The organism is Buchnera aphidicola (Drepanosiphum platanoidis), assembly GCF_964020165.1.
Lineage (GTDB): Bacteria > Pseudomonadota > Gammaproteobacteria > Enterobacterales > Enterobacteriaceae > Buchnera_J > Buchnera_J aphidicola_BL.
In genome coordinates, this window is the sequence record NZ_OZ026537.1 from 23,972 (window position 1) to 45,662 (window position 21,691).

Here is a 21,691-nt window from a genome sequence, read left to right on the forward strand (position 1 = left end):
AAAATTATTAAAATTTTATAAATATTGTTTACATAATATTTATGATTTAATTCAATTTTTATAAAAATATATTATATTTATATAATTTGATATTTTTTTATATATAAATTTGTTAATCTTATTAAGCAAAATTTCAGTAGATATAATAAAAATATTATTTTATATAATTTTGTATAAATATTTTAAATAAAATATAAAATTTTAATTAAATGTAATATAAAAAATTTTTAAAATTTAATATTTATTTTTTTAATATCTATATTTTAAATATATTTAAATAATTTTTTTATAATAAAATTATCAAAATTTATAATATAAAATTTTAAAATTTTTTTATTTTTTTTATTAATTAATATTTTTTTAAAAAAATTTTATAAATAATAATTATTCATATAATAATATTAAAATTTTTATTTATAAAAAATAAAAATATTATTTTTTATAATATATTTATCTAACATAATTAGAATTTTTTATAAAATTTTATTACATAAATATTTTTGGTTAATTTATTTTTAAATTTTAAGGTATTTAAAAATGAAGTTTTTAAATGGAAAAAAATTTTTAATTATTGGCTTGTTAAATAAATATTCAATAGCGTATGGTATTGCTAAATCAATGTATTTACAAGGAGCAAAATTAGCATTTACATATAAAAATAAAAAATTAAAAAATAAAATTTTAAAAATTATTAAAAATTTTAATTCTGATATATTGTTAAAATGTAATTTTAAAAATGATAAAGAAATTAAAAAATTACCTAAAAAATTAAAAAAATATAATTTTAAAATAAATGGAATTATTCATGCTGTAGCATATTTAAAGTTAAAATTTTTAAACAGAAGTTATTTAGATGGAATAGTTAAAAAATCTTTTATTAAATCACATTTAATTACTTCTTATAGTTTTTCTTTAATAGCTAAAGTTTTTTATAAACATTTAAAAAAAAATTCTACATTATTAACTATTTCATATTTAGGATCTAAAAGAATTTTAAAAAATTATAATTTTATGGGATTAGCAAAAGCTTCTTTAGAGTCTAGTGTAAGATATTTATCTTTAGCATTAGGTCCAAAAATTAGAGTAAATGCAATTTCTCCAGGACCAATTAAAACTGCTTCTACTTATAAAATTAAAAATTTTAATAAATTATTATTAAAGTATAAAAATAAATCTTCTTTAAAAAAAAACGTTACTTTGTCTGAAATTGGTGATGTTGCTGTATTTTTAAGTAGTTATTTATCTAGAGGAATAACTGGGCAAATTATTTATGTTGATGGAGGTTTTAATAATGTTATAAATTAAAATTTTATATTTTATTTTTTTTATTAAAACTTAAATTATTTTTTTAAATTTTTTTTTTTTTTTTTTTTTTTTTTTTTTTTTGTATACACAATAATATTTTATTAATTTTTTATATAAATTAATCAACTTTTAGGTTAAAAAATGTTTTTTAAAAATAAAATTCTTATGAAGTTAAAAAGAAAGTTTCAAAAAAAAAATCAATTGATTAAAGGGATAGTTAAAAAAAATTATCAAGGTTTTGGATTTTTAGAAACAATAAAATCTAAAAAGCATTATTTTATTTCCAAAAAATATATGAAAAAAGTATTACATGGAGATAAAATTTATGCAAAGATTATTATAAAAAATAATAAAAAAATAGCTATACCTAAAAAATTAATTAATTCTTTTTTAAAAAAATTTGTAGGATATATAAAAAAAATTAATAATATATTTTATATTGTTCCAAAAAATTTTTTTTTTAATGAATTTATTGAAATATTTGAAAAAGATATCAAATTTTTTTTTTTAAAATCAGGAGATTGGTTTATTGCAAAATTAGAAAAACATAAATTAAATAAAGAAAATATATTTCAAGCTAAACTTATCAAATTAATTTCTAAAAAAAAAAATATTTTTATTCCTTGGTTAGTAATTTTGAATAAATATAATTTAGATAGTTCAGAGCCTATAATTTCTAAAAAAAAATTTGTTATAAAATATAAAAACATTCGATCTGATTTAACTAAAGTTCCTTTTATTACAATTGATAATAAAAGTACAAAAGATATTGATGATGCTATTTTTATTAAAAAATTAAGTAAAAAAAGAATTTTATTAAAAATAGCAATTGCAGATCCTACTTCTTTTATTAATAAAAAAGATAAAATTGATAAAATTGCCTTACAAAGATCTTTTACTCATTATCTTCCTGGATTTAATGTTCCTATGTTGCCAAGATTTTTATCAGAGAATTTATGTTCATTAAAACCTTTTAAAAAAAGACCAGTATTAGTGTGTAAAATGATTATCTTAAAAAATGGTTCAATTAAAAAAAATTCTACTTTTTTTTTAGCTTGGATTAAATCTCATGCAAAATTATCATATGAAAATGTTTCTAATTGGTTAGAAAATAAAGGATCTTGGAATCCAAATAGTAAAATTATAGAAAATCAATTAATTTTATTAAATAATTTTTTTCACTTAAGATATTCTTGGAGAAAAGAACATACCTTAATTTTTCCAGAAAATAAAGATTATAAATTTAAAATATCAGACTCTGGAGAGATTTTAAATGTATATCAAGAAAGCAGAAGAATTGCTCATAAAATTGTTGAAGAATCTATGATTGCAGCTAATATAAGTGCGGCTAAAATTTTTTCAAAAAAAAAAAATTTTGGTATATATAATACACATTCTGGTTTTGATATAAATAATGCAAAAAAAGTTTCACATTTTTTATTACAAGAAAATATTAATATTTCTTATAAACAGATAATTACTTTACGTGGTTATCAACGTTTATATAATTATTTAATATCAATAAAAAATTATAATTTAATTAAAAAAATTCAAAAATTTCAATCTTTAGGAGAACTCAGTTATTCCCCAAAACCACATTATGCTTTAGGTTTAAAAGTTTACGCAACTTGGACTTCTCCTATAAGAAAATATACAGATATCATTAATCATAGATTTTTAAAATCTATAATATTAAAAAAAAATTATGTAGAAAATAAATATAAAAAATTGTCTAAAATTAATGAAAAAAAAAGAAAGCATAAATTAGCTTTTAAAGAAGTAGAAAATTGGTTATATGCTATCTTTTTAAAAGATAAAAAAAATTTTAAAAAATTTTTTTTAATAGAAATAATTGATATTTATAAATTAGGCATAAAAGGAAAAATTATTGAAAATGGAGCTATAGTATTTATTCCAAAGATTTATATGAGAAAAAAAAAATATATATTAAAAACAAAATATAAATATGATTTAAAAAAAAAGATTGTTTTTAAAAATAATAAGATTGTATTTAAAATTTTTGATATTATAAAAGTTTGCATTCTTCATATTGAATCAAATACTCATAGAATAATTGCTAAAATAATTGATTAAATATAATTTATTTTATATTAAAAAAATATATTAAAACAATTTTAAATTTTTTAAAATTATAAAAAATTTTTTATTGTTTATAATTATAATATAATAAATTTTTTTTATTATAGTAAGGAAAAATTTACAAAATGACAAGTATTTTTTTATTGTATTACATTAAATTTTTTTTTAATTTGTTTGTTTTGATTAATCCTATAGGATTAATACCAGTTTTTATTAGTATGACAAAAAGTTTATCGAAAAAAAAAATAAATAAAATAAATTTTGTTTCAAACTTTACTGCTTCTTTAATTTTATGTACTTCTTTAATTTTAGGAAATTTTATTTTAAATTTATTTTCAATTTCAATTCAATCTTTTAAAATATCAGGTGGAATATTAATTTCTAGTTTTGCATTGAATATGATTAATAATTGTAAAAAAAAAAAAAAAAAAACAAAAATATTAAATAAAGATGTTGGAATTATTCCCTTAGCTATTCCTTTAATTGCTGGTCCTGGAGCAATTAGTTCTACTATATTATGGAGTTCTCAATGTGATAATTTTATGAATTTATTTTTTTCTATTATTGTAATTTTTTCTTTTGCTTTATTTTGTTGGATATTATTTAGATTATCTCCTTTTTTTATTAATTTTTTAGGAAAAACAGGTATGGGAATTATTTCAAAAATTATGGGTTTATTATTAATGTCTTTAGGTATGGAATTTATTGTTTCTGGAATAAAATCTGTATTTATATATTAAAATATTAATTTTTTATTTTACTTTGTTAATTTTAAATATTATGAAAAAAAAAATAATTGTTAGAAATTATAGTCTCATACAATGGAATAAGACTTTTAATTTAATGCATAATTTTATTAATAAAAAATGTAAAAATGATTTAGATGAAATTTGGTTTGTAGAACATTATCCAATTTATACACAAGGTTTAAAAAATTCAATTAATAAAAAAATACATAAAAATATTAAAAATATTTCTGTTGTTTCTTCAGATAGAGGAGGAGACATTACATTTCATGGCCCGGGTCAACAAACTATTTATTTTTTAATTAATTTAATAAAAAATAAAATTACAGTGAAAAAGTTTTTGAAAAAAATTATACAATCTACTATAAATAGTATAGCTCATTTTTCCATAAAATCTTATTATTTAAAAAAATATCCAGGGATTTATATAAAAAATAAAAAAGTTTGTTCTATGGGTTTCAAAATTAAAAAAGGTCATTCTTTGCATGGTATTTCTATTAATATTTTTACTGATTTAAAATATTTTAAATATATAAAACCTTGTGGAAATAAATTTTTAATTATGGAAAATTTATCTAATATTGTTCCAAATATTACATTAAATTATTTTAAAAGAGTTTTTTTATTAAATTTTTTAAAAATTTTTAATTATAAAATTTTTAATTATATAAAATAAAAAATTTGTTTATTTATAATATAAACTTATAATTCTAAAATTAAAAATTATAAAAATTAAATTTTAAGTTTTTATTATTTTTAAAATTTATAAATTAATTTAAAATATTTTTGTTTAAACTTTTTAATAATATATAAAATAATTATGTCAAAAAAAAAATTTTTTTTAAAAAAACCAAAATGGATTAGAATCAAACTTCCTGAAAATTTTAATAAAATTCAAAAAATTAAAAATAAATTAAGAAAAAATAATTTACATACTGTATGTGAATCCGCTCAATGTCCAAATTTATCAGAATGTTTTTCTAATGGCACAGTAACTTTTATGATTTTAGGAAATATATGCACTAGAAAATGTAATTTTTGCGCAGTTCTTCATGGAAGACCACATTCTTCTATTGTAGACTCTGAAGAACCAAAAAAAATTTTAAAAATAGTAAATTTAATGAAAATTAATCATGTAGTGATTACTTCAGTAAATAGAGATGATTTAAAAGATGGAGGAGCACAACATTTTGCCAATTGTATTAAAATTATAAAAAAAAAAAATCCAAATATTAAAGTAGAAATTTTAGTTCCTGATTTTAAAAAAAAACATAATTTAGTTTTAAAAATTTTAAAAAAAAACCCTCCAGATATATTTAATCATAATATAGAAAATGTTCCTAGATTATATAAAAAAGTTAGACCAGGATCTAATTATAAAAATTCTTTAAATTTATTATATAAATTTAAAGTTCAAAATCCTAACATTCCAACAAAATCTGGTTTAATGTTGGGATTAGGAGAAACTTTAAAAGAAGTAATACAAGTTTTAAAAGATCTTAAAAATCATGGTGTTTCTATGATTACAATAGGTCAATATTTACAACCTAGTAAAAAACATTTTCCTGTTCAAAAATATGCATCTTTAAAAGAATTTTCAGAATTAGAAAAAATATCTTTTGATATAGGCTTTAAAAATGTTTTTTGTGGCCCTTTAGTAAGATCTTCTTATCATGCTGATATTCAATAAATGATTTAATTTATCTTGATTAATTAATAAAATTTTTTATTTTTTTTTATTAAAATAATTATTTATTTAATCGTAATAAATATAAAATGTAAAAATTAGGAAAAATATGAAATTTTTAAAAAAAAAAAATCAAAAAAAAAAAATAATTATTGCTTTAGATTTTTCTAATGAAAAAAAAGCAATAAATTTTATTAATTATTTAAATCCTTCTAAATACATATTAAAAGTAGGTCAAGAAATTTTTTCATTATATGGAGTAAATTTTTTAAAAAAAATTATTAAAATGAACTTTAAAGTTTTTTTAGACTTAAAATTTCATGATATTCCTACTACTGTTTTTAAAGCAATTAAATCATTTCAAAATATAAAAAATTTATGGATGATTAGTGTTCATGCTAGCGGAGGAATAGAAATGCTAAAATATGCTAAAAAAGCAATTTCTTATTTTAATCATAAACCTCCACTATTAGTGTCAGCAACTATTTTAAGTAGTTTATCTAATGTTAATTTAAAAAATATGGGTTTTTTTTTATCAGTTCCAGAATATATAATAAAGCTTTCTAAAATTTCTAAAGAAGCGGGATTAGATGGTGTAGTTTGTCCAGGTCAATATTCTAATTTAGTAAAATTAAACGTATGCAAAAATTTAAAAATTATTTCTCCAGGAATTCGTTTAAATAAATCTTCTAAAAATGATCAAAAAAATTTTATTCTTTTGAAGGATATTTATAAATATTCAATTGATTATATTGTGTTAGGTAGAGTTATAAACTCTTTAAAAAATCCTATTCATTCTTTGAGAAATATTGAAAAATTTATTTTTTAAATATATTATTTACTTTTTTTATTTATATTAATAAAAAATTTTTTAAAATAAACAGTGTTTAAATTTTTTTTAAACACTGTTTATTTAAAATTTTTATTAAAATTTTTTAATTTTATTTTAAAAAAAGAATGTATAAATCTTTTGGATCATTGGTAATTAATGAACTGTAATTACTTTTAGATAAAATTTTTAAAAAATTTTTTATATAATTTGGACAATAAACATTAATAATATTTTCTTCTAAAACATCTTCTAATGTTTTAGAAATAGAACCAATTAATTGTGCTTTTAAACTTTCATCTTGATTAGTAATCCATACTAAATTATAATTTTTAAAATGAGATAATTCTGCAGCTTTTTTGACAGCATCATCAAAATCTCCTATTTTATCTATTAATCCATTTTTTTTTGCTTCTTCTCCAGTCCATACTTGTCCACTAGCAATTTTATTTATTTGTTTTGTTGTTTGTTTTCTATAGTGAGCTACTAAATTTAAAAATCTTGAATATCCATTGTTTACAGATATTTGTAATAATTCTTGTATTTCAGGCGTTAAGTTTTTTTTAAATAATGAATAATCTATATCATTAGTTTTTACTTGGTCATAATAAATTCCTAATGAATTTAAAAGATTTTCTGTACTACTAATAACACTAAAAATACCTATAGATCCTGTTATAGTATTTTTATTTGCAATAATATAATTACTAGGGGCCGATATCCAATATCCTCCTGAAGCTGCTACTCCTCCCATAACAGTAACAACATATCTTCCAGATTTTTTAAAAGATTCTAATGCTTCTTGAATTTTTGTAGAATCGTTTAAAGATCCACCTGGACTATTAGTATATAAAATTAAAGCTTTAACATCAGGATTATTTTTGGCTCTTTTAATTTTTATAACAGTATCATATGAATTAATTGAATTTAACGGATCTTCAGAATTTGAAATAGTTCCATTATTCGTAATAATAGCAATTTTGTTTTTTGAATGGTCAAAATGTATATATTTATCTTCTAATACATATTTTTTAAAACTTTTAATATAATAATTATTTATTCCAAACACATTATCTAAACTGATTTTTAGATCTTGTAAAACATTTTCTTTAGAAGCAACTACATCAACTAAATGATGGTTTAAGGCATATTTACTTTGATTACCATTTATTCTTTTTAATTCTTTAATTTTTTCTTTTGCTCTAGGATTAATACTTTTTATTGAAACATGTCTATTTTTAGAAACTTGTTTTAAATAATTAAACCATAAATCATTTAACCATTTTTGTTCTCTTTTTTTAACATCTGGTGATATTTCATTTCTTAAATATGGCTCTACTGCAGATTTATATTTTCCGCATCTAAAAACATATACTTTAACATCTAAATTTTCTAAAAAATCTTTAAAATATAATTGTGTGCTAGATAAACCATATAAATCTACAGATCCATGAGAATATAAATAAATTTTATCCGCAAAACTTGCTAAATAATATTGACTTTGAGTATAAGATTTGCTTATTGCGTAAATTTTTTTTCCAACATTTTTAAATCTTTGAAGATATTTTCCAATATATTCTAAATTAGGTTGGTTACTTCCTTGGAAATTACTTAGATGTAAGATTATTGCTTTAATATTTTTATCTAAAATTGCTTGATAAATTTTTCTAGTTATAATAAATATGGAATTATTATGATCTTCTTGTGATAAAATATTATTTATAGTTTTTAATTTTTTAAATTGATTATTAAAAGTAATTGATGAATTTAAAGCTCCAGAAAAATTTATATCTAAAATAGAATTTTTATGAAATGGTATAGAATGATGTTTAGGTTTTTTACTTATTAAAAATAAATTACAACATATAATACATGTGATTATAAATAAAAAATTAAAAACTAAACTTTTAAACAAAAAAAATCCTTTATAAAAATATATACAAACTCTACTTATAATTTTTAATAAAAGCCTCATTAAATCCTCATTTAAAAATTAAATTTTTACTATTTTTTAAAATAATTATATATTTAAAAAAATTTTTAAATATATATTAAAAATTTTAATAAATAATAAACTATTAAATTTATACAAATTTTTTATAAATATTATTGTTATTAAATTTATATAAATTTTTAATAAATGTTATTTTTATTAAATTTTATTTTTTTTTAAAAATACTGGATTAGGATTACCTAAATCATCAATTGCTACATAGATAAAAACACCTTTTGCAGCCAAATATTTTTTATTTTTATTATCATTAATTTTTTTAGACCATATTTTAATGCTAATTTTAAGAGAGCTATTTCCAGTTTTTAAACATTTAGCATAACATTTTATAATATCTCCAGAATAAATAAATTTTAAAAAAGAAACTTTCTCAATATGTACTGTTACAACTTTACTTTGTGTAATTTCTTTTGCTAAAATTGCCCCTCCTATATCCATTTGTGACAAAATCCATCCTCCAAAAATATGCCCATTTACATTAATATTATTTGGCATAGCTATTGTTTGTAAAACTATTTTTTCTTGAAAAATGTTTTTATTGTTCAATTATATATTACCTATTAAAAATATATATTATCATTATTAATATTCATAATACATTTTATTAAAAATTATTATATTTTTATAATTAAAAAATTTTTATTTTATTTACATATTTCATAATTTTGATAAGTTATAAAATAAAATTATTATATATTTATAATTATTATCATATGATTTTAATAATGCACAATTATATATATGTATTTTGTATGTAAGTTAAATAATTTTTAATAATTAAAATATTGATATTAATATATAGTAAATATCAAATAATTATAATAATAATTAATTTTTTTTTAAAAAACATTAATTAAATATTAAAAAAAATTATAAAAATTTTTTTATATTCTTTTTTTTTTTTTATTATTTAAAATAGTTGAAGATTTTAATTTTAAAATTAATTTTTTTATTTTTATTAACATTTTTTTTGTATTTTTTTTATATTTTAAAATTTTTTTTATAATAACTGATCCACATATTACTCCAGATATTTTAGTTTTTAAAATTTTTCTTATATGTTTTTTTGTTGCAATACCAAATCCTTGAACTACAGGATGATGTGAATGATTAATTAAATTTTTAATGTTTTTATTTTTTGTGAAAGATAATTTTTTTTTTATTCCAGTTACTCCTGCTTGAGAAGTTAAATAAATATATCCTTGATTTTTAAGACAAATTTTTTTAATTAAATTTTTTGAGGCATTTGGAGGACAAATAAAAATAGAACAAATTTTTTTTTTTAGAGCATATTTTTCAAACTCATAAGACTCTACTAATGGTACATCTGGAATTAATGTGGAATCTATTCCAGATTGTGAACATTTTGAATAAAATTTTTTAATTCCATAATTAAAAATTAAATTAGAATATATTAACACTCCAATAGGAATTTTTGAATATTTAAGTCTAATTTTTTTTATACTTAAAAAAAGTTTTTTTATAGAAATTTTATTACGTAATGCTCTTTTATGAGATTTTTGTATAATAATTCCATCAGATAATGGATCTGAAAAAGGAAATCCAATTTCTAAAGCATCAGCTCCATTTTTTATTAAAGTTTTAATTATTAATATAGAAATTTTTAAATTAGGATCTCCTAAAATTATAAAAGGAATGAAACATTTTTCTTTTTTTTTTGATAACTTTAAAAACATTTTTTTATAACGATTCATTATTTTCTCTTTTTTTTAAAAATTTTATTACTGTGTTAAGATCTTTATCTCCTCTTCCTGAAAGATTGATTATAAATATTTGTTTTTTATTTTTATTTTTTTTTATAAGATCAAGAGCATATGCTATAGCATGGGCAGATTCTAAAGCAGGAATAATACCTTCTTTTAGAGAAAGCTCTTTATATGCTTGAACAGCTTTTAAATCAGACATTGTTACATATTTTACTCTTTTTATTTGATTTAACCAAGCATGTTCTGGACCAACTGATGGAAAATCTAATCCGGCTGAAATAGAAGAAGAATTCTTAATATTTCCATATTTATTTTGAAGAATTAATGATTTCATCCCGAAATATATTCCTATTTTCCCGCAATTAATAGAAGCACTATGTTCTTTAGTGAAAATTCCTTTACCTCCGGCTTCTACTCCGATTAATTTTACATTTTTTTTTTTAATAAAAGGTTCAAATATTCCTATAGCATTAGAACCCCCTCCAATACATGCTATGATTTTATCAGGAAGACAATTTTCTAGTTTTAATATTTGGCTTAAAGTTTCTTCTCCTATAATTTTTTGAAATTCTTTTACCATAGTAGGATAAGGATGTGGTCCTGCTGCAGTTCCTAACATATAATGTGAAGTTTCATAAGTTTCCGACCAATCTCTCATTGCTTCGTTACAAGCATCTTTTAAAGTTTTAGATCCTGTATTTACTGGTATAATTTTAGCTCCCATTAATTTCATTCTATGAACATTTAAAATTTGCCTTTTTATATCTTTTTTACCCATATAAATTCTACAATTTAAGTTTAGTAATGCAGATGCTAAAGATGCGGCAACTCCATGTTGTCCAGCTCCAGTTTCTGCAATAATCTCTTTTTTTTTCATTTTTATGGCTAAAAGAGCTTGACCTAAAACTTGATTAGTTTTATGAGCCCCTCCATGTAATAAATCTTCTCTTTTTAAATATATTTTGGTATTAGTTCCTAAAGTTAAATTTCTACATAAAGTTAATGGAGTAGGTCTTCCAGCAAAATTTTGTAATAAATTTAAAAATTTTTTTTTAAAATTTTTTTTATTTTTATAATAATTAAAATTTTTTTCTAAATTTTTTAAGGGAGGAATTAAAATTTCTGGGACATATCTTCCTCCAAAATTTCCAAAATAAGAAATTTTACATTTTTTTATTTTTTTTTTCATTTTTTTATTTAATATTTAAACAAATTGTATTTTTTTAATTAATAATATCGCAAATTTTTAAAAATTAATTTTATTTTTTTTCTACTTTTTATACCTATATATTTTTCTACTCCTGAATTAATATCTAAACCTAAACTATTTAACTTCATTGCTAATTTTATATTTTTTTGATTTAAACCTCCAGCTAAAATAATTTTATTTAAATTTTTATGTTTAAGAGGTTTCCAATTTAATTGTATTCCAGAGCCTGGTAGGTTATTATCTAATAAATAATAATTTATATATTTTATTTTATAAAAATTAGATAAAAATTGTTGCAATGTTATTGATTTCCAAATTTTAATTTTTTTAGAAATATTGTTTTTTAATGATGAAATGTATTCTTTATTTTCATTTCCATGTAGTTGAACTATGTTTAATTTAAGTTTATTAACAATATTTGTTACAGATTTTAAATTTTTATTTTGAAAAACTCCAACAAATTTTAAATTTATATTTTTTATAATTGTTTTTGCTTTTTTAATATTGATTTTTCTTAAAGAATTTTTACAAAAAATTAAACCTCCATATACAGAACCATAAAAAGAAGAATTATAAGCATCTTTATGTCTAGTCAATCCACAAATCTTATTTTTTCCATATATAATTTTTCTAATTTCAAGATCTAAATTTTTTTTTTTCATCAATTGGGTTCCAATTAAAAATCCATTGACGAAATTATTTAATTTTTTTACTTCAAAATTTGTAGTAATACCAGATTCACTAATAATACATGTTTTTTTTTTTATTAAAGGAGCTAATTTTATAGTATTTTTAATATTTATTTTTAAATTTTTTAAATTTCTATTATTTATTCCTATAATTTTAGGAGAAAATTTTTTTAATCTTTCTAATTCATTTAAATTATGAACTTCTGTTAATATTTGCAAATTGAGATATTTAGCGAGTTTAGATAATTCATAATATTGATTATCATTTAAAATTGATAACATTAATAATATAGCATCTGCTTGATAGTATTTTGCTAAATAAATTTGATAAGGATCAATAATAAAATCTTTACATAAAATTGGTTGATGAACAATTTTTTTTATTTTTGGTATATTTTCTATATTTCCATTGAAATATTTTTCTTCTGTAACTACAGAAATTGCTGAAGCATACTTTTTATATATTTGTGCAATTTTTAAAATATTAAATTTTTTTTTAATAATTCCGAATGAAGGTGAAGATTTTTTACATTCTAATATAAATGATGGTTTTTTTTTAGTAATTGATTTATATAAATCTCTTGTTTTAATATTAATTATCGATGCTATTTTTTTTAAAGGTTGTATTTTTTTTCTATAAGAAATCCATTTTATTTTTTCTTTAATAATTTTTTTTAAAATATTTTGTTTCATTTTTTTTTCTTAGTTCATAATTAAAATTTTATTTTATTAATAAAATGATAAACTTTTTTATTATTAATATGATGTAATATTTTTTTTGTATTTTTTTTTAAGTTTTCTAACCCAAAAAGTTTTAAAAAAATTGCCGTATTTACTGCAATAATTTCTTTATATATTAAAGGACCCCTTCCTAAAAAAACGTTTTTTATAATTTTAAAATTATTTTGCAAAATATTATTATTAATCATTGGTTTTTCATGTTTTTTAATGCCAAAATCTTGAGAAGATAGTGTATAACTTTTAATTTTTTTATTTTTTAATTCGATAATATTATTTAAATAATATAAATTAATTTTATCTGTATTATTACTATTTATAATAAATGCTCTTTTAAATTTTAATTTTTTTAAAATTTTTGCAATTATATACATTATTTTTTTATTATATGTCCCTATTACAGCAAATTTGGGTTTAGAAGGATTTAAAAGAGGACCAATAATATTAAGAAAAGTTTTAGTGTTTAAACATTTTCTTATTTTTTTTACATTTTTAAAAATAGGATTATATTTTGGAGCATATAAAAAACAAATATTAAATTTATCAAAAAATTTTTTAGATTTTAAAGTATTTAAAGTAGATTTAAAATTAAATTTTTTTAAAATATTTGCTGATCCTGTTTTTAACCCAGAAGAACTTTTATTACAATGTTTAATAACTTTAAAACCCATAGATGCAGATACAATTGCACTTGCAGTAGAAATATTTATATTATTTTTATCTCCACCAGTTCCAACAATATCTCCAAATACACATTTTGGTGTAGGAAATTTTTTTTGTTTTTTTAAACACGCTTTTACAATTCCATATAATTCATGATATTTTTCTCCTCTCACTTTTAAGGCTGTAATAATACTAGTTATTTGAATATTATTAAATTTTTTTTTAATTATTGATAATGTTAAATTATAAGATTCTTTTTTAGTTAATTTTTTTTTATTATAAAGTTTTTCTAATATTTTTTTCATAATTATTTTTTTATTTTAATTATTATAATTTTTTTATATTTTAACATTATTTTAGTACTTTCATATTATATAATTATTAAAAAATTTTTATTTGTTATATTAATTAATAATTTATATAAAAATATTATAAATATACAAACTTAAAATTTAAAAATTAAAAAAATTTTTTAATAAAAATTTTTATTGTTATTGAAAAAATATATTTTATGCATTATAAAAGATTAATATATAAAAAATTTTATAAAAAAATAATTTTTTAGGACAATTTATTTATGAAAAAATTAGTTATTGTAGAATCTCCGACTAAAGCAAAAACAATTGGAAATTATTTGGGTAAAAATTACATTGTAAAATCTAGTTATGGACATATAAGAGATTTACCTTCTAAAACTTCTAAAAAAATTTTGAAAAAAAAAAAAAAATTTAATAATCCTAATAAAAAAAAAAATAGTATACTTTTTAATAAATTAGGAATTGACCCAAATAATAATTGGAATTTTAAATATAACATTTTACCTGGTAAAGAAAAATTAGTAAAAAATTTAAAAAAAATGTCAAAAGATTTTAAATATATATATTTAGCAACAGATTTAGATCGAGAGGGCGAATCTATTGCTTGGCATTTAAAAGAAGTAATTAAAAATAAAAATGCAAAATTTATTAGAGTAAAATTTAATGAAATTACTAAAAATGCTATTTTATCTTCATTTAAAAAAGAAAAAACTATAGATATTAATAAAGTTCATGCTCAAAAAACAAGAAGATTTATGGATAGAATTGTTGGATATATGGTTTCTCCCTTATTATGGAAAAAAATTTCTAGAGGATTGTCTGCTGGAAGAGTGCAATCAGCAGCTTTAAGATTAATAACTGAAAGAGAATTAAAAATTAAACAATTTATTTTAAAAAAATACTGGAAAGTTTATTTTTGTTTATTTAAAAAAAATTTTTTTATTTCTTTTAATATTATTAAAGATAATTTAAAAACTGTAATTTTTAAAAGTAAAAAACAAATAAAAATTTTTAAAAAAAAAAATTTTAAAAATGTTTATTATATTTCAAAAATAGATAAAAAAATTATTTTTAAAAAACCTTTAAAACCTTTTATTACTTCTACTTTACAACGATTTTCATTAAAAAAATTAAATTTTAATATAAAAAAAACTATGTTACTAGCTCAAAAATTATATGAATTAGGATACATTACTTATATGAGAACAGATTCAACTCATTTAAGTAAAAATTCTATAAAATTAGCAAAAAAATATATTGTTGAAAAGTATGGTAAAAAATATGTTTGTAAAAAAAAAAAATATTTTTTAAAAAAAAAATTAACAGAAGAAGCACATGAAGCTATTAGACCCTCAAAAATTAATCAAAAAATTAATTTATTAAAAGGAATAAATAAAGATGGAAAAAAATTATATTTATTAATTAAAAATAGATTTTTAATGTCTCAAATGAGTGATTCAATTTATTATTCTTATGATTTTTATGTAAAATCAAATTTTTTAAAATTATTTAAAAATAAAAAAATTTTATTATTTAAAGGTTGGCAAAAAATTAATAAATTAGAAAAAAAAAAAAAAGTATTTTATAATAAAATTAAAGTTGGAGATATTTTATCTTTAAAAAAAATAAAAATAAAAAAATTTTTTACTCGCCCAATGTCCAGATTTAATGAAGGATCTTTAGTAAAAAAATTAGAAAGTTTAAAAATAGGAAGACCATCAACATATTCTACAATTATAAATAATTTAAATTATCGAGGTTATGTAGAATTGTTTAAAAAAAAATTTTATGCTCAAAAAATTGGAGAAATAATTGTTAGATTTTTAAAAAAATATTTTTTTTATTTAATTGATTATAAATTTACAGCAAAAATGGAAAAAAAATTAGATAAAATTTCTAATAATAAAATTTTTTGGAAAATTGTTTTAGATAAATTTTATAAAAATTTTTTAAAATCTTTAAAAATTGTAGAAAAAAAACATGAAAATAACTCAAAAAAAAAATTATTAAATTTTACTTCTATAAAATGTAAAGTATGTTCAAAAAGAATGGTTTTAAAAATTGGAGTTACTGGGGTTTTTTTAGGTTGTTCTGGATATTCTTCTTTGAATAAAAATCGTTGCAAATATACAAAAAATTTAATTTCTGAAATAGAATTTTTAAGATTTAAAAAATTTTCGGATAAAGAAAAAAAAATTTTTATAAAAAAAAAATATTGTAAAAAATGTAATTTTATTTTAGATAATTATATAATTAACAAAAATAAAATTATTAAAATTTGTTATAATTATCCTTTTTGTAATTATTTTAAAATTAAAAAAGTTTCTAAAAAATTTTCCAAAATTTTTTATAAACTTATAAAATGTTTTAAATGTAAAAAAAATATGATTTTTAAAGGAGGAAAATTTGGAAAATTTTTTATATGTAAGAATAAAAAATGTAAAAATATAAGAAAAATTTTAAAAGATGGAAAAATTGATTCTCCTAAAATAACTCCTATTTTATTTCCTGAAATATTATGTAAAAATTCTAACACTTTTTTTGTATTAAGAGAAGGAATTTCAGGTCTTTTTTTTGCAGCTTATACTTTCCCTAAGTCTAGAGAAACAAGAGCTCCATTTATCGAAGAATTATTAAAATTTAAAAAATTGTTACCTAAAAGAATAAAATATTTAAGTACAGCTCCTATTAAGGATAATAAAGGAAACAAAACAATTTTAAAATTTGATAAAAAAACAAAACAACAATTTGTAACTTCTATAAATAAAAAAAATAAAAAAACTAATTTAAATTTATTTTTTATAGATGGAAAATGGAAATAATATATATTAAAATTTAAGTTATTTTTTTAAAAAAAATTTTAATAATTTTATATTTCTAGAAATAATAGCTAAAGAATTTATATAATTACAGCCTCCTTTAAAATCACTAATTATTCCTCCAGACTCTATAACGTTTAACTTTCCTACAATAAATTTATGAGGTTTAAAATTAAAATCTAATATATAATCTATTCTTCCATCTGATAAATAAGCTAAATCCAAAGATGTAGATCCTAAATTTCTTATTTTAATTTTTTTTTCATTCAACATTTTAATAATTTTAAAATATTTATAGGAATTATTTTTGTCTATGTTTTTATTTTTTAAAGAGCATATACAATTTTTTAAATGAATTTTATTTTCTTTTTTTATTCTATATCCATTAGATTGAGCTCCTTTTCCTTTTATAGCTGTAAATAATTCATTTCTTAATGGATCATATATTATAGATAAACTATTTTTTTTTTTTATTAATATAGAGATAGAAACACAAAAATATGGAATTTGTTTTTTAAAGTTTTCTTCTCCACTAATAGTTTTTAAAATCCAAATAGGAAAATTTATTTTTTTTTTAAAAAAAATGTTTTTATAATTTATATAATTATTATAATTATATATGATATGTAAAGGATAATATCTTTTTATTATATTAAACATAATTTGATATGATTGTTCTATTATTTTTAAAAAAATTTCTTTTTTATTAATATTTTTAATGTTTCTATCATATAATTGAGCCATATTATCTCCTCCTATTCTTACAGCTTTTATTGCAATATTTAACATTGGATTCATAATAATTTTTCCTATTCTTTTAATTTTTTAAATAAACATATGAAATAAATTAAAATATTTTATTATTTAAATTTTAAATTTTTTATGATTTTTATTTATTAATTTTAATTAATAACTAATAAATTATATAATAATTAAAATAATAATAATAACAAAATATAAAATATTTATAAAACTTATTTTAAAAGTTTATTTTAAAAAATTTTAATTATTATTTTTAAGTAATATTAAATTATATAAAAATTATTATAAATTTTTATTTAAATTATATTAATCTTTTTATTTATAAGGAATCATTTATTTTGAATAAAAAAAATCAATCTATTAGAGGTATACATGATCTTTTACCAAAAGATCTTATCATTTGGAATTATATAGAAAATGTTTTAAAAAAAATTTTTAATAATTATGGTTATTCTGAAATTAGATTACCAATTTTAGAAAAAACTAATTTATTTCAAAAATCTATTGGAAATTCTACAGATATTATAGAAAAAGAAATGTATACTTTTTTAGATAAAAAAGGAAATTCTATTAGTTTAAGACCAGAATCTACAGCTTCTTGTTGTAGAGCTATTTTACAAAATAATCTGCTAAAAACAGTAATGCAAAAATTTTGGTATTTTGGGCCTATGTTTCGATATGAAAGACCTCAAAAAGAACGTTTTCGACAATTTTATCAGTTTGGAATAGAAGTTTTTGGCTTAAAAAGTAATTTAATTGATTTAGAAATAATTTTAATCATGAAAAGATGTTTTAAACAACTTAAATTAATAAAATTTGTTTATTTAGAAATTAATACTATTGGATCATTAGAATCTAGAAATATTTATAAGAAAAAATTAATTAAATTTTTAAATTCTAAAAAACATTTATTTACTGATCAAGAAATTATTACATGTAAAAAAAATCCATTACGAATATTAGATAGTAAAAATAAAAATATTCAAAAAATTTTAAAAAATGCTCCTAAGTTAATTGATTATATAACAAAAAAAGAAAAAAAAAATTTTTTAAAATTTTGTAAAAATATAAAAAATATGTCTATTAATTATAAAATTAATCATAATCTTGTAAGAGGGTTAGATTATTATAATGATTTAGTTTTTGAATGGAAATCAAACTTTTTAGGAAGTCAAAATACAATTTGTGGGGGAGGAAGATATGATTATTTAATAAACAAAATATATGGACGTAATATTCCAGCTTTAGGATTTGCTATTGGCATGGAAAGATTAATTTCTTTAGTTAATATCACTAAATCAATTATTTTAAAAAATGATCAAACAGATATATACTTTATTCAAGAAAAAAATTCTAAAAATTTAGATAATATAAAAATTATAGAAAATATTAGAAATAATTTTCCAAATTTAAAAATTATTTTTGATTATCATGTAGGAAATATCAAAAAAAAATTAATTCGAGCAAAAAAATTTAATGCTAAAATAGTAATTATTAATAAGTTTAAAAAAAATAAAAATTTTATAATTTTTAAAAAATATAATGAAAATAAAGAGAGTATAATTCTAAAAAAACAAATTATAAAAAAAATATTTAATTATTTTAAATAAATATGATTACTGTGGATTAATAAAATATGATAAAAAAAAAAAAAAATTTTTTTTTTAAAGATTATAAATTATGGAACTTAATAAAAAAAGAAAAAATTCGTCAAAATAGTTGTATAAATTTAATCGCTTCAGAAAATTATACAAGTCTAGAAATTATGAAAGCTCAAGGATCTTGCTTAACTAATAAATATGCGGAAGGATATCCTAATAATAGATATTATGCTGGTTGTAAATATATAGATAAAATAGAAAATTTAGCAATTAAAAGAGCTAAAAAATTATTTAAAGCAGATTATGCAAACGTTCAACCACATTCTGGATCACAGGCTAACTTTTCTGTATATCAAGCTTTGTTAAGTCCTGGAGATAAAATTTTAGGAATGAAATTGTCTCATGGAGGTCATTTAACACATGGATCATCAGTAAATTTTTCAGGAAAAATATATAATCCTATTTTTTATGAATTAGATAAAAATGGAAAAATTGATTATAATTTTATAAATTTTTTAGCAAAAAAACATAAACCAAAAATTATAATAGGGGGTTTTTCTTCATATTCTGGATTATGTAATTGGAAATATTTTAGAAAAATTGCAGATAAAATTAATGCTTATTTAATAGTAGATATGTCTCATATATCAGGATTAGTAGCTGCAGGTTTACATTCAAATCCTCTTAAATATGCACATGTAGTTACAAGCACTACTCATAAGACTTTGGCTGGTCCTCGAGGAGGTATGATTTTATCAAATGAAAAAAATAAAGTTTTATACTCTAAATTAGATAAATCTGTTTTTCCTGGAACACAAGGAGGACCTTTAGTACATATAATTGCAGCTAAAGCTATTGCATTTAAAAACGCAAATAATATAAAATTTGTTAATTATCAAATTCAAGTTTTAAAAAATTCTAAAACTATGTGCAAATATTTTATAAAAAATGGATTTACGATTGTATCGAATGAAACTAAAAATCATTTATTTTTAATAGATTTATCTAAAAAAAATATTAATGGAAAAGAAGCAGAAAAATTATTAGAAAAATCAAATATTATTGTAAATAAAAATTCTGTTCCTAATGATTTACAAAATCCTTCCATTACATCAGGAATTAGAATTGGAACAGCAGCAATTACTAAAAGAGGTTTTAAAAAATTAGAAGTGAAAAAAATATGTTCTTGGATAGTTTATTTATTAAACAATGATAAAAAGAATGTAAATTATTTAAAAATAAAAAGAAAAGTATTTAATTTATGTAATCATTTTCCTATAAAAAAATAAATATGGAAAAAATATTTTAAAATTATATATTTATTACATTTAATTGAAAAATATAATAGTTTCGTTAAACCTAAACTAATATCTTATTAATTAAAAATTTTAGGTTTAACAAAACTAAAAAAAATAAATTTTTTGATTTTAAAACAAAAAAAATTTTCAAAAATTATGAAAAATTAATTTTTATATTATTTTTTATTTATCGTAACCCATAATGCATTTTTTCCAATCAAGAATCTATTTATTATATTTAAAAATCCTGTTTTTTTAGAAATTTTATATATAGAAATATATTTTGATTTTTCTCCAACAATTATTAATAATTTTCCATCTTCATCAATGCAAAAACTTCTTGGTTGAGTTTCAGTGTTATATATTTTTAAAATTTTTAAATAACCTTTTTTTTTATTAATTTTAAACAATGTAATAGTATGTGAAGATCGATCAGTAGCATATAAATAATTATTACAAGGAGTAATATGAATATCAGAAGACCAAAAATTTTTTTTTTTAATATTTGTAATTTTAATATTTTGAATATGAAACATTTTTTTTTTTGTATAAAAGTGTTTAAAATTCCATACATCAATAGTTCCATTAATTTCATTTAATACATATAAAAATTTATATTTTTTATTTTCATAAATACTCATATGTCTAGGTCCGCTTTTTTTATTACAAACAATTTTTTTTATATTTTTATTTTTATAAATTGTTTTTTTTTTTATATTAAAAAAATAAATTTCATCTGATAATAGAGCTGAAGAAATTAAAAGTTTATTATTCGAGCATGAAGTAGAATAATGACAACCATTAATATTAAAATAAGTTTGAATATTTTCTTGTGGAATTCCTAATTTATTTAAAGTTATTACACTTAAACAATTACCACTATAAGAACTAGAAAACAAAAGTTTTTTTTTTAAATTTATTGATAAATGATTAGAATTTCCTAAAATTGACAATTCTTTAATTATTTTTAATCTTCCAGATGAAAGTATTTTACAAGTTAAAATTTTAGAAAATGGTCGTATTCCAGTATATAAAAGTTTATTTTTTTTACAAATTAATAAAGGTTGTATAGATCCTGAAATTTTTAAAGATTGTTGTAAAAAAAAATTATTTTTTTTTGTTAAAATAAAATTTTTTATTTTGTTTTCTTTAGGAAAAGAAATATATATATTATATGTCATAAAATTAA

Annotated in this window: 17 protein-coding genes; 9 read left to right on the forward strand and 8 right to left on the reverse strand. The window is 17.8% G+C overall.

What is annotated here, in order from left to right; translation table 11 throughout:
* Positions 1-537: 537 nt before the first annotated feature.
* From AACL42_RS00115 to pyrF, 6 genes are all read left to right on the forward strand, one after another.
* Positions 538-1,305 (forward strand): enoyl-ACP reductase FabI, encoded by a 768-nt coding sequence (locus AACL42_RS00115; protein WP_340147514.1) that lies wholly within the window; start codon positions 538-540, stop codon positions 1,303-1,305.
* A 141-nt stretch (positions 1,306-1,446) separates the two neighbouring features.
* Positions 1,447-3,399 carry an exoribonuclease II gene (locus AACL42_RS00120; RefSeq protein WP_340147515.1) on the forward strand — a complete coding sequence of 651 codons (1,953 nt, stop codon included), beginning with the start codon at positions 1,447-1,449 and terminating at the stop codon, positions 3,397-3,399.
* 131 nt (positions 3,400-3,530) lie between these two features.
* The gene (locus tag AACL42_RS00125; RefSeq protein WP_340147516.1) at positions 3,531-4,145 is read left to right on the forward strand and encodes a YchE family NAAT transporter; all 615 of its coding nucleotides are present in this window, start codon (positions 3,531-3,533) and stop codon (positions 4,143-4,145) included.
* A gap of 40 nt (positions 4,146-4,185) precedes the next feature.
* Positions 4,186-4,827 carry a lipoyl(octanoyl) transferase LipB gene (gene lipB, locus AACL42_RS00130; RefSeq protein WP_340147517.1) on the forward strand — a complete coding sequence of 214 codons (642 nt, stop codon included), beginning with the start codon at positions 4,186-4,188 and terminating at the stop codon, positions 4,825-4,827.
* Positions 4,828-4,971: 144 nt separating this feature from the next.
* The gene (lipA, locus tag AACL42_RS00135; RefSeq protein ID WP_340147518.1) at positions 4,972-5,841 is read left to right on the forward strand and encodes a lipoyl synthase; all 870 of its coding nucleotides are present in this window, start codon (positions 4,972-4,974) and stop codon (positions 5,839-5,841) included.
* Between the two features lie 106 nt (positions 5,842-5,947).
* The gene (pyrF, locus tag AACL42_RS00140) at positions 5,948-6,667 is read left to right on the forward strand and encodes an orotidine-5'-phosphate decarboxylase (RefSeq protein WP_340147519.1); all 720 of its coding nucleotides are present in this window, start codon (positions 5,948-5,950) and stop codon (positions 6,665-6,667) included.
* Positions 6,668-6,779: 112 nt separating this feature from the next.
* On the opposite strand, the gene sppA is transcribed toward pyrF, so the two are convergent.
* The 6 genes from sppA to trpD form a co-directional block, all read right to left on the reverse strand.
* On the reverse strand, positions 6,780-8,642 hold the full coding sequence (gene sppA / locus AACL42_RS00145; protein ID WP_340147520.1) for a signal peptide peptidase SppA: 1,863 nt from the start codon (positions 8,640-8,642) through the stop codon (positions 6,780-6,782).
* A gap of 177 nt (positions 8,643-8,819) precedes the next feature.
* A complete protein-coding gene (locus tag AACL42_RS00150; protein WP_425333444.1) occupies positions 8,820-9,173 on the reverse strand; it encodes a hotdog domain-containing protein in 354 nt (117 codons plus the stop codon).
* Between the two features lie 389 nt (positions 9,174-9,562).
* Positions 9,563-10,393 carry a tryptophan synthase subunit alpha gene (gene trpA, locus AACL42_RS00155; protein WP_340147522.1) on the reverse strand — a complete coding sequence of 277 codons (831 nt, stop codon included), beginning with the start codon at positions 10,391-10,393 and terminating at the stop codon, positions 9,563-9,565.
* Positions 10,380-11,594 (reverse strand): tryptophan synthase subunit beta, encoded by a 1,215-nt coding sequence (gene trpB / locus AACL42_RS00160; RefSeq protein ID WP_340147523.1) that lies wholly within the window; start codon positions 11,592-11,594, stop codon positions 10,380-10,382. Before trpB ends, trpA begins: the two co-directional genes overlap by 14 nt.
* Before the next feature lie 38 nt (positions 11,595-11,632).
* Entirely contained in the window at positions 11,633-12,997 is a 1,365-nt protein-coding gene (gene trpCF, locus AACL42_RS00165; RefSeq protein ID WP_340147524.1) for a bifunctional indole-3-glycerol-phosphate synthase TrpC/phosphoribosylanthranilate isomerase TrpF, read from the reverse strand.
* A gap of 20 nt (positions 12,998-13,017) precedes the next feature.
* The gene (trpD, locus tag AACL42_RS00170) at positions 13,018-14,010 is read right to left on the reverse strand and encodes an anthranilate phosphoribosyltransferase (RefSeq protein ID WP_340147525.1); all 993 of its coding nucleotides are present in this window, start codon (positions 14,008-14,010) and stop codon (positions 13,018-13,020) included.
* 272 nt (positions 14,011-14,282) lie between these two features.
* On the opposite strand from trpD, the gene topA reads away from it, so the two are divergent.
* Positions 14,283-16,844: a type I DNA topoisomerase gene (topA, locus tag AACL42_RS00175; protein ID WP_340147526.1), complete on the forward strand. Its 2,562-nt coding sequence runs from the start codon at positions 14,283-14,285 to the stop codon at positions 16,842-16,844.
* Between the two features lie 18 nt (positions 16,845-16,862).
* Here the strand turns inward: topA and AACL42_RS00180 are convergent, their stop codons facing one another.
* The gene (locus AACL42_RS00180; RefSeq protein ID WP_340147527.1) at positions 16,863-17,639 is read right to left on the reverse strand and encodes an inositol monophosphatase family protein; all 777 of its coding nucleotides are present in this window, start codon (positions 17,637-17,639) and stop codon (positions 16,863-16,865) included.
* Between the two features lie 302 nt (positions 17,640-17,941).
* Here AACL42_RS00180 and hisS point away from each other — a divergent pair, with 302 nt between their 5' ends.
* Entirely contained in the window at positions 17,942-19,213 is a 1,272-nt protein-coding gene (gene hisS / locus AACL42_RS00185) for a histidine--tRNA ligase (protein ID WP_340147528.1), read from the forward strand.
* A 26-nt stretch (positions 19,214-19,239) separates the two neighbouring features.
* On the forward strand, positions 19,240-20,493 hold the full coding sequence (gene glyA / locus AACL42_RS00190; RefSeq protein ID WP_340147529.1) for a serine hydroxymethyltransferase: 1,254 nt from the start codon (positions 19,240-19,242) through the stop codon (positions 20,491-20,493).
* 185 nt (positions 20,494-20,678) lie between these two features.
* Here the strand turns inward: glyA and AACL42_RS00195 are convergent, their stop codons facing one another.
* A complete protein-coding gene (locus AACL42_RS00195) occupies positions 20,679-21,683 on the reverse strand; it encodes a beta-propeller fold lactonase family protein (RefSeq protein WP_340147530.1) in 1,005 nt (334 codons plus the stop codon).
* Positions 21,684-21,691 lie beyond the last annotated feature (8 nt).

Excerpts from the sequence above, each read along its gene's own strand:
- AACL42_RS00115 (WP_340147514.1), top strand. The coding sequence starts at position 538 with ATGAAGTTTTTAAATGGAAAAAAATTTTTAATTATTGGCTTGTTAAAT.
- AACL42_RS00120 (WP_340147515.1), top strand. The coding sequence starts at position 1,447 with ATGTTTTTTAAAAATAAAATTCTTATGAAGTTAAAAAGAAAGTTTCAA.
- AACL42_RS00125 (WP_340147516.1), top strand. The coding sequence starts at position 3,531 with ATGACAAGTATTTTTTTATTGTATTACATTAAATTTTTTTTTAATTTG.
- lipB (WP_340147517.1), top strand. The coding sequence starts at position 4,186 with ATGAAAAAAAAAATAATTGTTAGAAATTATAGTCTCATACAATGGAAT.
- lipA (WP_340147518.1), top strand. The coding sequence starts at position 4,972 with ATGTCAAAAAAAAAATTTTTTTTAAAAAAACCAAAATGGATTAGAATC.
- pyrF (WP_340147519.1), top strand. The coding sequence starts at position 5,948 with ATGAAATTTTTAAAAAAAAAAAATCAAAAAAAAAAAATAATTATTGCT.
- sppA (WP_340147520.1), bottom strand. The coding sequence starts at position 8,642 with ATGAGGCTTTTATTAAAAATTATAAGTAGAGTTTGTATATATTTTTAT.
- AACL42_RS00150 (WP_425333444.1), bottom strand. The coding sequence starts at position 9,173 with ATGCCAAATAATATTAATGTAAATGGGCATATTTTTGGAGGATGGATT.
- trpA (WP_340147522.1), bottom strand. The coding sequence starts at position 10,393 with ATGAATCGTTATAAAAAAATGTTTTTAAAGTTATCAAAAAAAAAAGAA.
- trpB (WP_340147523.1), bottom strand. The coding sequence starts at position 11,594 with ATGAAAAAAAAAATAAAAAAATGTAAAATTTCTTATTTTGGAAATTTT.
- trpCF (WP_340147524.1), bottom strand. The coding sequence starts at position 12,997 with ATGAAACAAAATATTTTAAAAAAAATTATTAAAGAAAAAATAAAATGG.
- trpD (WP_340147525.1), bottom strand. The coding sequence starts at position 14,010 with ATGAAAAAAATATTAGAAAAACTTTATAATAAAAAAAAATTAACTAAA.
- topA (WP_340147526.1), top strand. The coding sequence starts at position 14,283 with ATGAAAAAATTAGTTATTGTAGAATCTCCGACTAAAGCAAAAACAATT.
- AACL42_RS00180 (WP_340147527.1), bottom strand. The coding sequence starts at position 17,639 with ATGAATCCAATGTTAAATATTGCAATAAAAGCTGTAAGAATAGGAGGA.
- glyA (WP_340147529.1), top strand. The coding sequence starts at position 19,240 with ATGATAAAAAAAAAAAAAAATTTTTTTTTTAAAGATTATAAATTATGG.
- AACL42_RS00195 (WP_340147530.1), bottom strand. The coding sequence starts at position 21,683 with ATGACATATAATATATATATTTCTTTTCCTAAAGAAAACAAAATAAAA.